The sequence below is a fragment of the Ramlibacter sp. P4_H7 genome (genome assembly GCF_056400765.1).
Genome location: NZ_JBFUKP010000006.1, coordinates 172,688 through 186,487 on the forward strand (window position 1 = coordinate 172,688; position 13,800 = coordinate 186,487).

Annotated in this window: 12 protein-coding genes; 6 read left to right on the plus strand and 6 right to left on the minus strand. The window is 71.0% G+C overall.

Going from position 1 to position 13,800, the window contains the following annotated elements; translation table 11 throughout:
• The first annotated feature begins 23 nt into the window (after nucleotides 1-23).
• Genes AC1DSA_RS11115 through fabG form a run of 6 tightly spaced genes read left to right on the plus strand, consistent with a single transcriptional unit; the run spans nucleotide 24 to nucleotide 4,790 of the window.
• Nucleotides 24-869: a polysaccharide deacetylase family protein gene (locus AC1DSA_RS11115; RefSeq protein ID WP_477889015.1), complete on the plus strand. Its 846-nt coding sequence runs from the start codon at nucleotides 24-26 to the stop codon at nucleotides 867-869.
• Nucleotides 866-1,600: a class I SAM-dependent methyltransferase gene (locus tag AC1DSA_RS11120; protein ID WP_477889017.1), complete on the plus strand. Its 735-nt coding sequence runs from the start codon at nucleotides 866-868 to the stop codon at nucleotides 1,598-1,600. Before AC1DSA_RS11115 ends, AC1DSA_RS11120 begins: the two co-directional genes overlap by 4 nt.
• A 13-nt stretch (nucleotides 1,601-1,613) precedes the next feature.
• A complete protein-coding gene (locus AC1DSA_RS11125) occupies nucleotides 1,614-2,801 on the plus strand; it encodes a beta-ketoacyl-[acyl-carrier-protein] synthase family protein (RefSeq protein ID WP_477889019.1) in 1,188 nt (395 codons plus the stop codon).
• Nucleotides 2,798-3,622 (plus strand): beta-ketoacyl synthase chain length factor, encoded by an 825-nt coding sequence (locus tag AC1DSA_RS11130; RefSeq protein ID WP_477889021.1) that lies wholly within the window; start codon nucleotides 2,798-2,800, stop codon nucleotides 3,620-3,622. Before AC1DSA_RS11125 ends, AC1DSA_RS11130 begins: the two co-directional genes overlap by 4 nt.
• On the plus strand, nucleotides 3,619-4,074 hold the full coding sequence (locus AC1DSA_RS11135) for a hotdog family protein (protein WP_477889023.1): 456 nt from the start codon (nucleotides 3,619-3,621) through the stop codon (nucleotides 4,072-4,074). The genes AC1DSA_RS11130 and AC1DSA_RS11135 overlap by 4 nt, the downstream gene beginning before the upstream one ends.
• A complete protein-coding gene (gene fabG, locus AC1DSA_RS11140; RefSeq protein WP_477889025.1) occupies nucleotides 4,071-4,790 on the plus strand; it encodes a 3-oxoacyl-ACP reductase FabG in 720 nt (239 codons plus the stop codon). The genes AC1DSA_RS11135 and fabG overlap by 4 nt, the downstream gene beginning before the upstream one ends.
• A 6-nt stretch (nucleotides 4,791-4,796) precedes the next feature.
• Here fabG and AC1DSA_RS11145 read toward each other — a convergent pair whose 3' ends face one another.
• The 6 genes from AC1DSA_RS11145 to AC1DSA_RS11170 all read right to left on the minus strand — a co-directional run bounded on the left by AC1DSA_RS11145 (nucleotide 4,797) and on the right by AC1DSA_RS11170 (nucleotide 13,634).
• Complete coding sequence (locus AC1DSA_RS11145) at nucleotides 4,797-5,585, minus strand: glycosyltransferase family 2 protein (protein WP_477889027.1); 789 nt, start codon at nucleotides 5,583-5,585, stop codon at nucleotides 4,797-4,799.
• Nucleotides 5,582-6,370, minus strand: coding sequence for a lysophospholipid acyltransferase family protein (locus tag AC1DSA_RS11150; protein WP_477889029.1), 789 nt, complete (start codon nucleotides 6,368-6,370; stop codon nucleotides 5,582-5,584). Before AC1DSA_RS11150 ends, AC1DSA_RS11145 begins: the two co-directional genes overlap by 4 nt.
• Complete coding sequence (locus AC1DSA_RS11155) at nucleotides 6,367-7,707, minus strand: NAD(P)/FAD-dependent oxidoreductase (protein WP_477889031.1); 1,341 nt, start codon at nucleotides 7,705-7,707, stop codon at nucleotides 6,367-6,369. The genes AC1DSA_RS11150 and AC1DSA_RS11155 overlap by 4 nt, the downstream gene beginning before the upstream one ends.
• A gap of 157 nt (nucleotides 7,708-7,864) precedes the next feature.
• Nucleotides 7,865-10,126 (minus strand): hypothetical protein, encoded by a 2,262-nt coding sequence (locus tag AC1DSA_RS11160; RefSeq protein WP_477889033.1) that lies wholly within the window; start codon nucleotides 10,124-10,126, stop codon nucleotides 7,865-7,867.
• Nucleotides 10,127-10,249: 123 nt separating this feature from the next.
• Nucleotides 10,250-12,304, minus strand: coding sequence for a response regulator (locus AC1DSA_RS11165; protein ID WP_477889035.1), 2,055 nt, complete (start codon nucleotides 12,302-12,304; stop codon nucleotides 10,250-10,252).
• 148 nt (nucleotides 12,305-12,452) lie between these two features.
• Nucleotides 12,453-13,634, minus strand: a complete 1,182-nt coding sequence (locus AC1DSA_RS11170) for an acyl-CoA dehydrogenase (RefSeq protein WP_477889037.1) — start codon at nucleotides 13,632-13,634, stop codon at nucleotides 12,453-12,455.
• Nucleotides 13,635-13,800: the final 166 nt, after the last annotated feature.

Sequence of the window (13,800 nt, forward strand, 5' to 3'; positions counted from 1 at the left end):
CCGCCACGCCCTTCCACCCTGCCGTGAACGCTGTCCTTCCCCGCTCGGGCCTGTCGCGCTGGCCGGTGCCCCCGCTGCTGTGGGCCACGGCGGCCATCCACGCCGGCGCCGTGCTTTCCCTTCTCGCCGTGCCCGACCAATGGCCCTGGGTCGTGGCGGCGATCGCCTTGAACCACGTGGTGCTGACCGCCGTCGGGCTCTGGCCGCGCTCCACGGCGCTGGGCGAGAACCTGGTGCGCCTGCCCCCCGCCGCCGCCCGGCGGCGTGAAGTCGCCCTGACCATCGACGACGGCCCGGATCCGCAAGTGACCCCGGCGGTGCTCGACCTGCTCGATGCCGCCGGTGCGCGCGCCACCTTCTTCTGCATCGCCGAGCGCGCCCGCCTGTATCCACAGCTGGTGCGCGAGATCGTGCGGCGCGGCCACGCCGTCGAGAACCACAGCCACGTGCATGGGCACCACTTCTCGCTGCTCGGTCCGCGTGGTTTCGCGCGCGAGATCCTGGCGGCGCAGACGATCCTGGCCGGCATCGCCGGCGACGCCCCGCGCTTCTTCCGTGCCCCTGCCGGACTGCGCAATCCCTTCCTCGCACCGGTGCTGCACCGGCTGGGACTCGTCCTGGCCAGCTGGACGCGGCGCGGCTTCGATACACGCGAGCGCGATCCGCAGCGGGTGCTGCAGCGCCTCACCCGCGGCCTGGCGGCCGGCGACATCCTGCTGCTGCACGACGGCAACTGCGCGCGCGACGCCGAAGGGCGTGCCGTGATCCTCACGGTGCTGCCCGCGCTGCTGGCGGAGCTGCGGCGGCAGCACCTCGTGCCGGTCACGCTGGCGCAATCCCTCGTCCCTGCCCGGAGCACCCCTGCATGACCCTGCACCATGGCATCGAGCGCACCGCCTGGACCCGCCTGCTGGACCGCGCCAGCGAGCCGTACCGCAGTGCCGGCCGCTTCGCATGGCACTTCGCGCGCGGCAAGCTCGGCCACGATCCCGTGTTCCGCCACCTGCTGGCCGCCGGCCTGATTCCCGAGGGCGCGCGCGTGCTGGACATCGGCTGCGGCCAGGGCCTGCTGGCCAGCCTGCTGCGCGCCTGCGCCGCGACGCGTGCGGCGGGCGAGTGGCCGCGGGGCTGGCCTCCGGCGCCGGCCGGTGCGCAGCTCACCGGCATCGAACTGATGCCGCGCGATGTCGAGCGCGCGCGCACCGCGCTGGGCGAAGGCGACGACCTGCGCTTCGTCTGCGGCGACATGCGCAGCGAGCCGTTCCCGCCGTGCCACGCGGTCGTGATCCTCGATGTGCTGCATTACGTGACCCACGCAGAACAGGAAGCCGTGCTGCGCCGCGTGCACGACGCGCTGGTCCCGGGCGGCCGGCTGCTGCTGCGGGTGGGCGACGCCAGTGCCCGCCGCGGCTTCGCGATCAGCCAGTGGGTCGATCGCGCGGTGACGCGCCTGCGCGGGCACAGCGTGCCGCCCGTGTATGGCCGGCCACTGGCCGAGTGGATCGCGCAGTTGCGCCGGCTGGGCATGCAGGTCGAGCCGCGGCCCATGAGCCAGGGCACGCCCTTCGCCAACGTGCTGCTGGTGGCGCAACGCGCCTGACCCGGGAACCCGCATGACGCCCCTGCCGATCACGGATGCGACGCTCACCACCGCGCTGGGCGCCGGGCTCCAGGCGCATCTCGAGGCGCTGCAGGCGCAACGCTGCGCGCTGCAGCCCTGCGCTTTCGAGGACGTCGACCTGCCTGGCTGGATCGGCCGCGTGGACGGCCTGGACGACGTGGCCCTGCCCGCGCCGCTGCGCGCGTACGACTGCCGCAACAACCGGCTGGCGTGGCTCGCCCTGCAGCAGGACGGTTTCCTGGCCGCGGTCCAGGCCGCGCGGGCCCGCTGGGGCGCGCACCGCGTGGCGGTGCTCCTGGGCACCAGCACCTCGGGCATCCTGGAAACCGAACACGCCTTCACCCGCCGCGACGCGGCGGGCGCCCTGCCGCCGGACTTCGACTACGCGCACACGCACAGCACGGCGTCGCTGGCGCGCTTCGTCGCCGATGCGCTGGCGCTCGCCGGCCCGGCCTGGGTGGTGTCCACCGCCTGCTCCTCCAGCGCCAAGGTGTTCGGCGACGCCGCGCGCCTGATCGAGGCCGGCTGGATCGACGCCGCCGTTGTCGGCGGCGTCGACAGCCTGTGCCTCACCACCCTGTACGGATTCCATTCGCTGCAGCTGTTCGCCGAAGACGTCTGCCGTCCCTGGGACGCGCACCGCGGCGGCGTGTCGCTGGGCGAAGGTGCGGCGTTCGCGCTGCTGCAGCGGGAAGCCGCCGCGGGCCAACCGGCGCTGGGCCGGCTGCTGGGCGTGGGCGAGAGCAGCGACGCCCACCACATGAGCGCGCCGCATCCGGAAGGCGCGCTCGCCGCGGCCGCGATGCGCCAGGCGCTGGACGCGGCCGGCCTCGCGCCGGCGCAGATCGATTACGTCAACCTGCACGGCACCGGCACCCCCAGCAACGACGCCGCCGAAGATCGCGCCGTGCAATCGGTGTTCGGCCGCGACTTGCCGTGCAGCTCCACCAAGGGCGCGACCGGCCACACGCTGGGCGCCGCCGGCGGCGTCGAGGCGGTGATCAGCCTGCTGGCGCTGCGGCACGGATTGATGCCGGGCGGCCTCAACATCCGGGAGCGCGACCCCGCCCTGGGCATCCACTACCTGCAGGCGAATCGCACGCAGCCCTTGCGTCACGTGCTGAGCAATTCCTTCGGCTTCGGCGGCTCCAACGCGAGCCTGGTGCTGGGATCGGCATGAGCCCCGCCATCCCATTCAGCGTACTGGGTGTCGGCCTGGTCGGCCCGGGATTGCCCTCGTGGGCGGAGGCGCTGGCGGTGCTGCGCGGCGACACGGCTTTCGTGTTCGCGCCCTCGCTGGTCCCGCCGCCGCAGCGGCTGCCCGCGGCCGAACGCCGCCGCGCCGGCGCCGCCGTCAAGGTCGCCCTGAGCGTGGCGGACGCCGCCTGCAGTGCGGCCGACCGCGACCCCGCCACGCTGGCGACCGTGTTCACTTCGTCGAGCGGCGACGGCGCCAACTGCCAGGCGCTGTGCGAGACCCTGGCGCATCCGCCCGGCCCCGACCGGCTGGTCTCGCCGACCCGTTTCACGAACTCGGTGCACAACGCGGCTGCGGGCTACTGGCACATCGCCGTCGGCAGCCGGCACGCGTCCACCAGCGTCTGCGCGCACGACGACAGCTTCGGCGCCGGGCTGATGGCCGCGCTGGCGCAGTTGCCCGGACTGGCGGCGCCCGTGCTGCTGGTGGCCAGCGACACGCCCTACCCCGAACCGCTGCATTCCACCCGCCCGCTGCCGGACACGATGGGCGTCGGCCTGGTGCTGGCGCCTGCGGCCGGACCGGGCGCGCTGGCACGGCTGTCCGCGCGGCTGTTGCCCCTGGCGGGCGCGGGAAGCATGACGCCGTGCGCCGATCCGGCCCTGGAAGACCTGCGCCTCCGCATTCCGGCGGCACGCGCCCTGCCCTTGCTGCAGGCGATCGCCCGCCGGCAGGCCACGCGCGTGGTGCTGCCCGCCTCTGCGCAGCTCGCCCTGGCGATCGACGTGGAGTTCGCGCCATGAGCGCCATGGCGACGCTGGACCACGACGCCATCGCCGGCCTGATCCCGCATGCGGGCCGGATGTGCCTGCTGGCGAGGGTGGATGGCTGGGACACCCGACGGATCCATTGCACGGCCACCAGCCACGGTGCGGCCGACCATCCCCTGCGCAGCGCAAGCGGCCTGCTGGCCAGCGCCGCCATCGAATACGCGGCGCAGGCGGCCGCGGTGCACGGCGCGCTGACTGCGCGTGCCGCCGGCCACACGGCCGCGCCCGGCTTCCTCGCCAGCGCGCGCGGCGTGCGCCTGCACCGGCTGCGGCTGGACGACCTCGCGGGCGAACTGGCGATCGAGACCGAGCACCTGGCCGGACACGACCGCCAGCTCCTTTACGCCTTCACCGTGCGCCATGCCGGCGAGGCGGTGGCCGATGGCCGGCTCGCCGTCGTGCTCGACACGCCGCTGCCCGCATGAAGCGCGCGCTCGTCACCGGCGGCAGCGGCGACCTGGGCAGCGCGATCGCGCGAAGGCTCGCCCGCGACGGCCTGCACGTGATCGTCCATGCCAACGCGCGGCTGGCCGCGGCCGAGGCCGTGGTGCAGGCGATCCGCGCCGACGGCGGTTCGGCCGAGGCGGTCGCTTTCGACGTGACCGATGCGCAGGCCAGCGCCGCCGCACTGGAGCGCCTGCTGGAAGCGGGCGCGATCCAGGTGCTGGTCAACAACGCCGGCATCCACGACGATGCCGTGTTCCCCGGCATGCGGGCCGAGCAGTGGCACCGCGTGATCGATGTCTCGCTGCACGGCTTCTTCCACGTGACGCAGCCGCTGGCGCTGCCGATGGCGCGCACGCGCTGGGGCCGCATCATCAGCATCAGCTCGGTGGCCGCGATCATGGGCAACCGCGGCCAGGCCAACTACGCGGCCGCCAAGGGCGCCCTCCACGGCGCGAGCAAGTCGCTGTCGCTGGAACTCGCCAGCCGCGGCATCACGGTCAACGTGGTGGCCCCCGGCATCATCGCGTCAGCCATGGCCGACGGCGTGTTCGACAAGGATGCGATCGCGCGCATGGTTCCGGCCAAGCGTGCCGGCACGGCGGACGAGGTCGCGGCGCTGGTGGCCTTCCTGGCCGGACCCGACGCCGGCTACATCTCCGGCCAGGTCATCTCCATCAACGGCGGGATGGCCTGACCGGCCTCAGGGCTGGCCGAGGTACTGGAACGGCGGCAGGCCGCGCAGGCGCCGCCGGAGCAGCAGCGGCAGCCGCAGCAGGAACTCGAGCATCAGCCGCGTGTGCATCCAGGTGAGCAAGGCGTTGTCGCGCACATAGTGGAAGTGCGACACGCCGCCCTCCTCCGGCCGCAGGTACCGCACCGGCGCATCGAGGTTCACGGGCGCGACGCCGCGCCACGCCAGGCGGACCACCGCCTCGGTGTCGAAATCGAAGCGGCGCATCCAGGGCTGGCGCCGCATCACGCCGACCAGCTCCGCGATGGGATACACGCGAAAGCCGAACAGCGAGTCGCCGACGCCGGCGCCCAGCGTCTCGAGGTTGGTCCAGCCGTTGGACACGCGGCGCCCGCGCACGCGCAGCAGGGGCGCGGAGGCGTCGAACACGGGGCGGCCCAGGATCATCGCGTCGGGGCGCCGCTGCGAGGCCTGCATGAAAGCGGGGATCAGGTGCGCGGGATGCTGGCCGTCGGAGTCCATCGCGAGTGCGTGGGTGAAGCCGGCCTGCTGTGCGGCGGCCAGGCCTGCCAGCACGGCGCTGCCCTTGCCGCTGTTGACGGGCAGCACGATGACCTTCAACTCCGGGTCGGCCGCGGCCATCCGCTGCAGTCCCTCGGCGGTGCCGTCGTCGCTGCCGTCGACGACCACCCAGACCGGCGCCCATTGCCGCCGCGCATCCCGCACGGTCTCGTACACCCGGTCCCCCGTGTTGTAGCTGGGAATGATGACCAGGTGCGTGCGCGAGGCCGCGGTCACGGGCGCAGCTCCCTGCGGAAGTACTCCTCCATCCGCGCGGACAGCTGCTCCGCATCCGCGTCCGGCGCGAAGCACTCTCCGAGCCGGGCGCGGAACACGATCGGCACCGGCGGCAGCTTCCACAGCGGCCAGCCCTTGCCCAGGTACGGCGAGTCGGTTTCGATCACCACCGCCTGGATCGGCGCCTGCGCGCGCTGCGCGATCAGCGCGATGCTGCGGCTGAAGGGGTGGATCTGCCCCGGCGCCGGGCTGCGCGTGCCCTCGGGAAACACCACCAGCTGGCAGCCTTCGCGCAGGCGCTCCGCCGACGTGCGGATCATCGTGCGAGTGGAGTCGTTGACCACGTAGCCGGCCAGCCCGGCGCCGGCGCCCAGGAAGGGATTGCGCATCAGCGCGCCCTTCATCACGCAGGCGCTGCGCGGCAGGCGCGCGATGATCATCAGCGCATCCAGCAGGCTCGGATGGTTGGCCGCGATGATGATGCCGCCCGGCAGCGCGCGCAGCACGTCGAGGCTCTCCGCCTCCAGCCGCATCAGTCCGCTGGCGCGGGCGCAGGCCCAGTAGAAGCGGTAGCCGTAGGCGATGCCGGCGCGGCCGACGCGGCGCGCGGCGGCGCCGTGCAGCACGCACTTCAGCAGGAAGGCGATGAAGTTCCACGTGAGCGAGATCACCCCCAGCCACGCGAGCAGCACCAGCAGCCACGTTCCGAGCAGGACGCGCACGGGCCAGGCGGGGCGATCCGCCTCCGGCAGTGCGACGTCGAGGTCAGCGGAGGCCTGCTTCACGGCGTGGCTGCGTCCAGTTCACGGATGTTGTCGCGGCGCCGGCGCCACGCGTTCCAGGTGCGCAGCGGATGCGCGAGCGACACCAGGTAGTACAGGCCTTTGAACAGGCTGAGGGGCAGCCGGAAAGGTGTCTGGCCGTGGACGTCGCCCGCCAGCACCGTGAGCACCGCTTCCTGCATCCGCAGCGGATTGCGCGGATCCATGAAGAAGCCGCGCATCGTCGGGTTGGTGACGCGGTAGATGAACCAGCTGAACTCCTTGGGACCCTGGCGCGTGAAGCGATCGAACGCGGAACGCTCGCGCGCGGCACGGGCCGGCCCGTGCTGCAGCGTCGCCTCCACCAGCGGCAGGGCGGCGAACGCCGAGCTCATCGCCAGGTACACCCCCGACGAAAACACCGGATCCACGAACGCGTATGCGTCGCCCAGCATGGCGTAACGATCGCCCGCGCAGTGGGTTCCCAGGTAGGAGTAGTTGCCGGTGGCGTGCACCTGCCCGTCGACCAGCGTCGCATCGCGCAGGCGCTCGGCCAGTTGCGGGCACATGGCGATGGTGTCCTGGAAGAACTGGGCCACCGGCTTGTTGCGCGACTTCAGGTAGTAGGGCCACACCACCGCGCCGATGCTGGTGGTGCCGTCGGCCAGCGGAATGAACCAGAACCAGCCGTGGTCGAACCAGAAGATGGTGATGTTGCCTTCCAGCTTGCCTTCCAGCCGGCGGGCGCCGCGGAAATGCCCGAACAGCGCGGAACTGTTGTGCTCCGGATGCTTCTGCTTGGTCTTGAACTTGTTGGCCAGCAGCGTGTCGCGGCCGCTGGCGTCCACCAGGTAGCGGCAGCGCCAGGTGGCCCGGCTGCCATCGTCGCGCTCCACCTCGACCCGGGCGCCATCGGCGTCGAACCGGACCTCGCGCGCGCGGTGGCCCTCCAGCGTCCGCGCGCCCGCCTCGCCGGCGGTCCGGAAGAGCATCTGGTCGAGCTCGGAGCGCCGCACCTGCCAGGCGTAGGGCTGCGACTTGTCGAGGGCATCGGCGAACTCGACGAAGCTCTGGTGCTCGTGGTTGGGCGAGACGAACTCCACGCCCCACTTGGGCATCCCGAGCTTCTCGACCTCGGCGCGCACGCCCAGTTCGTCGAACAGGCGCACGTTGGCCGGCAGCAGCGATTCGCCGATGTGGAACCGGGGATGGTGCTCCTTTTCCAGCAGGTGCACGTCACAGCCGCGTCGCGCGAGCAGCGTGGCCAGCGTGGACCCGGCAGGGCCGCCGCCGACCACCAGCACGTCACAGGAAAAATCGGGCTCCCCGGAAGGGGCGGTGGCGGGGTGGGAGGGGGCCATCAGGTACTTCGTTGACTGCGCCCGATTCTAGCGGGCGCCCCCTCGCGCACCCGCTGTCGCGCGGCCCGCGCAAGTAAAAGGTCACGGGGCGACCCACGCGCGTTGCGCCCGCACCCGCGCGCCGCGGTGGGAGGCCGCGGCGCATAGGTCGTTGTTCTTAGCGGTACTGGCCGGCGGCGATGCTGTTGCGGAACCCGTCGGACTGGGTCCATACCACCGTCGCGTTGCCGCTTCCGTCGATGCCGATCTGCGGCGTGCGCGCCGGATTCGGATCGTTGTCGATGATGACGGCCGTGCCCCAGCTCGCGCCCGCCGTGTAGCGGTTGGCCCAGACGTTGAAGGTAAAGGCCGCGACGTTGCGCTGGGACCAGACCGCGATGGCATCGCCGCCGGCTTCGACCGCCACTCGCACTTCGAGAGCGTTGCCGGCGTTGTCCGTTTCGATCAGCACGGGCGTTCCCCACCCGGTGCCCGCGACGTAGCGATTGGCCATCACGTTGTCCCGCAGGCCATCGGACTGGATCCACACGGCCAACGCATTGCCTGCCGCATCGAATGCCACCCTCGCATGACGCGCACTGTTGGTGTCGTCAGTCTCGATCAGGGCCGCGGTGCCCCATCCTGCCGCCACCGTGAACCGGTTGGACCAGATGCTGTCGAAGCTTCCGGTCGGGCGGTGCCATACCGCGATGGCATTGCCGCTGCCATCGATCGCCACGTGCGGCGCGGGATTCGGCTGTGTGGTGTTCACTCCGTCGATGCTTCTCGCCGTGCCCCAGCCGGTGAGCGCAACGTACCGATTGGCCCATACGTCGTATTCGAAGCTGAAGCCTCCCGTCTGCCGCGCCACTGCCCACACGACCATCGCATTGCCGGCCGCATCCATCGCGACCTGCGGTGCGCTGACGTCCGACGCGTCGGTTTCAATGGCGACCTCGGTGCCCCAGCCGGACCCGGGCACGAAACGATTGGCCACCACGTCCATCTGTGCGCCCTGGTGCTGCCACCAGACCGCGATGGCATTCCCGCTTCCGTCCATGGCGATCTGCGGATTGCCCGCATCACCCGCGCCCGATTCGATCCGCGTGGGCGTGCCCCACGTGGATCCGGCGGCGGCGTAACGACTGGCCCAGATCTTGTTGCTTCCGAAGTTGTCCTGCTGCATCCAGACGGCGATGGCATTGCCGCTGGAGTCCATGGCCACCTGCGGTTCCTGCGCAGTATTGATGTTGCCGGGCTCGATTCGTACCGCCGTGCCCCAGCCGCTGCCGGGCGTGTACCGGTTGGCGTAGATGCCGATGGAGGTGCCGTCCGATTGCTGCCAGACCGCGGTCGCCGTCCCGGCTGCATTCGCGGCCACCTGCGGCTGGTCGGCGTCGCCTCTGTTGTCGGTCTCGATCAGCACCTGGGCCTGCCACGCCTTGGAGACCGATGCCTGGACGGTCAGCAACACCTCCGTGCTGGTGGCGCTGGACACACTGTTTGTCGCGATCGCCCGGTATCGTTGGCCGTTGCTGGCGAGCGGCACGCCCACGAGGTCCAGGGTGCCGCCGGTCGCGCCGACGATGTTGCTGAAGGTGGTGCCGCCATCGGTGCTCCGTTGCCATTGCAGGGCCGGAGTCGGCGTGCCACTGGCCGCTGCCGTGAAATGCGCGTCCTGTCCGGCGTTGATGGTCACCGCCGCAGGTTGCGTGGTGAACGCCGGCGCCACCGCCGCCGCACTGACCGTGAGCACCGCCACCGAGCTGGTGGCGCTTCCCGCGGAGTTGGTCGCCACGGCGCGGTAGCGGCGTCCGCTGTCGCCCAGCACCGTCGGTGCGGTGGTGAAGCTGCTGCCGGTGGCACCCGGCAGGTCCGAGAAGCTGGCGCCGCCGTCGACGCTCAACTGCCACTTCAGGCTCGGCCCCGGTTGGCCCGCGGCCACCGTGCTGAAGGTGGCGGTGGCCGGGGCCACCACTGCGATGCCGGCAGGCTGCGTGCTGAAGGTGGGCGCAACCTGCAGCGCCGTCACGGTCAGCCGCGCGGCGCTGCTGGTGACGCTGCCACCCGCGTTGCTCACCTTCACCCGGAACTGGGTGCCGTCCGCTGCCAGCGCCACTGCAGGCAGCAGGAAGCTGGGGCTGCTCGCGCCGGCCACGTCGCTGAAGGTGCCGCCGTTGTCGGTGCTGCGCTGCCACTGGTAGTCCAGGCCGCCGGCCGCGACCACCGAGAAGGTCGCTGTGCCGCCCTCGACGACCTGCTGGTCCTTCGGCTGCAAGCTGATGGTCGCCAGCGCGGCAGCGTCGGTTCCTCCGCCGCCGCCGCCGCCACAGCCCGCGAGGGCGAACACGATGACCGAGAGCAGGACGGCGCCCCAGATGCGCAAGAATCCAGCCGCCACGAAGACCCGGGCGTGCTGCCCCCTGCGTGCGTCGCGCATGATGTCCCTCTCCGGTGCAAGCCGAAAGTTGTTGGACGGGCGATTCGGCTCTGCTTCGACAGGACCGTCAAGAATCAATCGGGGTAGGCGGCGGCCCGCCCGTCCGATACTTTCGCCGGACCTTCAGGCGGAGCGCGTCGAAGGCTCGGCCTGCTCCAGCAAGCGCACCAGCGCGTCCGCCTGCGTGCACAGGGCGGGGAGGCTCTCCGTGGCGGCGGCCTGTTCCAGCGCGCGGCTCGCGCGGCTGGCCTCGCGGAACCCGTACATCGACAGGCTTCCGGCCAACTGGTGCGCGGTGGTGCGGATCGCATCCCGTTGGCCTTGCGCCGCCGCGGCGGCGAGATTGTCCGCGAGCTTGCGTCGCGACGACAGGAAATCGGGCATCAGGGCGAGCAGGCCGGGATCCATGCGGACCCGCGTGTCCCCGCTGGCGGCGGCGGCCAGGGCTGGATCTTCGCCACGCAGCACCGCGAACACCTCCGCGCGCGATGCAGGCTTGGCGAGGTACAGGTCGAAGCCCGCTGCCAGCGATTGCCGGCGCGTCGCTTCGTCGTCGTGCGCCGAGAAGGCCGCGATGCGGCTGGGCGGCTCGCCGCGTTCCCGCTGCAATTCGCGAATGCGTTGCACCGCCTCCAGGCCCCCCATGATCGGCATTTCCAGGTCCAGGAAGATCACGTCGGGACGCGCCTGCCGCACCAGGTCCAGCGCCGCACGCCCGTTGACGGCGGTGCGCACCTCCAGCGGCGGGCTGGGCAGCAGGCTCTTGAGCACGACGATGTTGTATTCGTCGTCGTCGACGAGCAGCACGGACAGCGCCGGCAACTCCTTGCCGGCGGTTGCACTCGCCTGGACCGGTTGCCGGCCATGGACCGCAGCGGGCACCTGGGCATGCCACAGGGGCAGCCGCAGCGACAGCGTGGTTCCGTCGCCGTCGCAGGCCATGCGCAGGGAGCCGCGCTGCACGCGCGCCATGAGCCGCGCGGAATACGCCCCCAGCCCGGTGCCGCCGGCCTTGCCATGCGTGGCGTACTTCTCGAAGAAGCGCTCGCGCACCTCCGGCGGCACCTGCCCGTCGTTGTGGATGTCCACTTCGACGCAGTCGCCGTCGGCATCCTCCACCCGCGCGACGCGCACGCGCACCTCGCCGCCTTCCGGGGAGGCTTCCAGCGCGTTCTTCACCAGGTTGGCGAGGGTGGCATAGCAAAGCAGTTCCTCGCCCTGCGCGAACACCGGCGTGGACGGCAGGTCGAGCCGCATGCGCAGCTTCTTGGAACCCGCGTGGGCCTGCAGCTCACGGGTCACGGTCTGCACCAGCGCGGCGAGGTCCACCGCCTGCGCCCGCAGCCGGTAATTGCCTTCCTCCATGCGGAACAGGTCGAGCGACAGGTTCACCATGCTCAGCACGCGCAGCGCGGCGCGCTCCACGATCCCCAGCAACTCGTCGTCTTCCGGATCCAGTGTGTGCCGCTCGCGCAGCAGCCGCGGCACCGTTGCGATGCTGGCCAGCGGCGTCTTGAGGTCGTGGCGCGCGATGCGTTCCACCTCCTCGCGCATGCGGAAGGCCTCGCGCAGCGTCTTGTTCTGGTCTTCCAGCTGGCGCACCAGCGCATCCAGGCGTTCGCGCTGCTCCACCTCCTTGGCGTGCTGCGCATCGGCGATGTGGGAGAAGATGTTGCTGAACACCACCAGCACCGTGAGCGTGACGGCAACCCGGGCGGTGAGCTCGGGCCCGATGTGCATCCAGGCCAGCGGGATGGTCACGAGGATCAGCGTGACGTTGAAGATGTTCGCCGTCCGGCGCGGCAGCATGAAGTGAAACAGCAGGATGCCGGGATACACCCACAGGATCCCGATCCATCCGTTGTGGTACATCGCCGTGGCCAGGCCGAACAGCGATGCGGCGAAGATCGCGGCCGCGGGGACGATGGGCTTGCGGCCGCGGACGATCGCGAACGCGTTGACCAGCAGGCAGGCCACGACGAAGCTGGTCGCGATGCCCAGCCCGACGCGATCCTGGAAGAAATTGTTGATCGCGAACGGGCCCAGCAGCAGCGTGCCCGCCACGGAGAGCCCCAGGAAGATCTTCTGCCGGTGCGCATCGGCGAAGCCCCCGGCGGACGCGGGCACGCGCTCTTGCGGGTGCTCGGGCGGCTGCCAGTCCGGTGGCGGGCGGTCCATCACGAAGGTCACTCCTCGCAGTGCGTCCGCAATTATGCGGGCGGCACGCAGCGCGGCATAGCGCGCGGGCGAGGATCGGCCATTCGGATGAACAGCCGCTTCACCTCCTGGAAAGACGACCCGGGACGATCCCCTTTGCGGGGGATTGCTAGAAGGCGGCGATGCCGGTCTGCGCGCGCCCCAGGATCAGCGCATGGATGTCGTGCGTGCCCTCGTAGGTGTTCACCACCTCCAGGTTCACAAGGTGGCGCGCCACGCCGAATTCGTCGCTGATGCCGTTGCCGCCCATCATGTCGCGGGCCACGCGGGCGATGTCCAGCGACTTGCCGCAGGAGTTGCGCTTCATGATGGAGGTGATCTCCACCGAGGCCGTGCCCTCGTCCTTCATGCGGCCCAGGCGCAGGCAGCCCTGCAGACCCAGCGTGATCTCGGTCTGCATGTCGGCCAGCTTCTTCTGCACCAGCTGGTTCGCCGCCAGGGGCTTGCCGAACTGCTTGCGATCCAGCACGTACTGGCGAGCGCGGTGCCAGCAGTCCTCTGCCGCGCCCAATGCGCCCCACGCGATGCCGTAGCGGGCCGAGTTCAGGCAGGTGAACGGGCCCTTCAGGCCGCGCACCTCGGGGAACGCGTTCTCCTCGGGGCAGAACACTTCCTCCAGCACGATCTCCCCGGTGATGGAGGCCCGCAGGCCCACCTTGCCGTGGATCGCGGGGGCGGACAGGCCCTTCCAGCCCTTTTCCAGCACGAAGCCGCGAATCGCGCCTTCGTCGTCCTTCGCCCAGACCACGAACACGTCGGCGATCGGCGAGTTGGTGATCCACATCTTGCTGCCGGTCAGCTTGTAGCCGCCGTCGACCTTGCGGGCGCGTGTGATCATGCTGGCGGGGTCGGAGCCGTGGTTCGGCTCGGTCAGGCCGAAGCAGCCGATCCACTCGCCGGTGGCGAGCTTGGGCAGGTACTTCTGCTTCGTCGCCTCGTTGCCGAATTCGAAGATCGGCACCATCACCAGCGAGGACTGCACCGACATCATCGAGCGGTAGCCGGAGTCCACGCGCTCGACTTCACGCGCCACCAGGCCGTAGCACACGTAGTTCAGGCCGGCGCCGCCGTACTGCTCGGGGATGGTCGGGCCCAGCAGGCCCAGCTCGCCCATCTCGCGGAAGATGCCGGCGTCGGTCTTCTCGTGCCGGAACGCCTCCAGCACACGGGTCGCCAGCTTCTCCTGGCAGTAGCTCTGGGCGGCGTCGCGCACCGCGCGCTCGTCGTCGGTGATCTGCTGGTCCAGCAGCAGCGGGTCGGCCCAATTGAAAACGGCTTTCTTGCTTGACACGGTCTTGTCCTTGGATGCGATGGGGTTCAGGCGAAAGGGAGCGGCGGCAGGTCGCCGGCGTCCGGCTCAGCTCGATCGGCGATGCCACGCCAGTGTAGTTGCCGATCCTGACCACCGTCGGGGAAGCTGTCATCCCGTGTCTGCTGCCTTCGCGCCATTGTTCCCG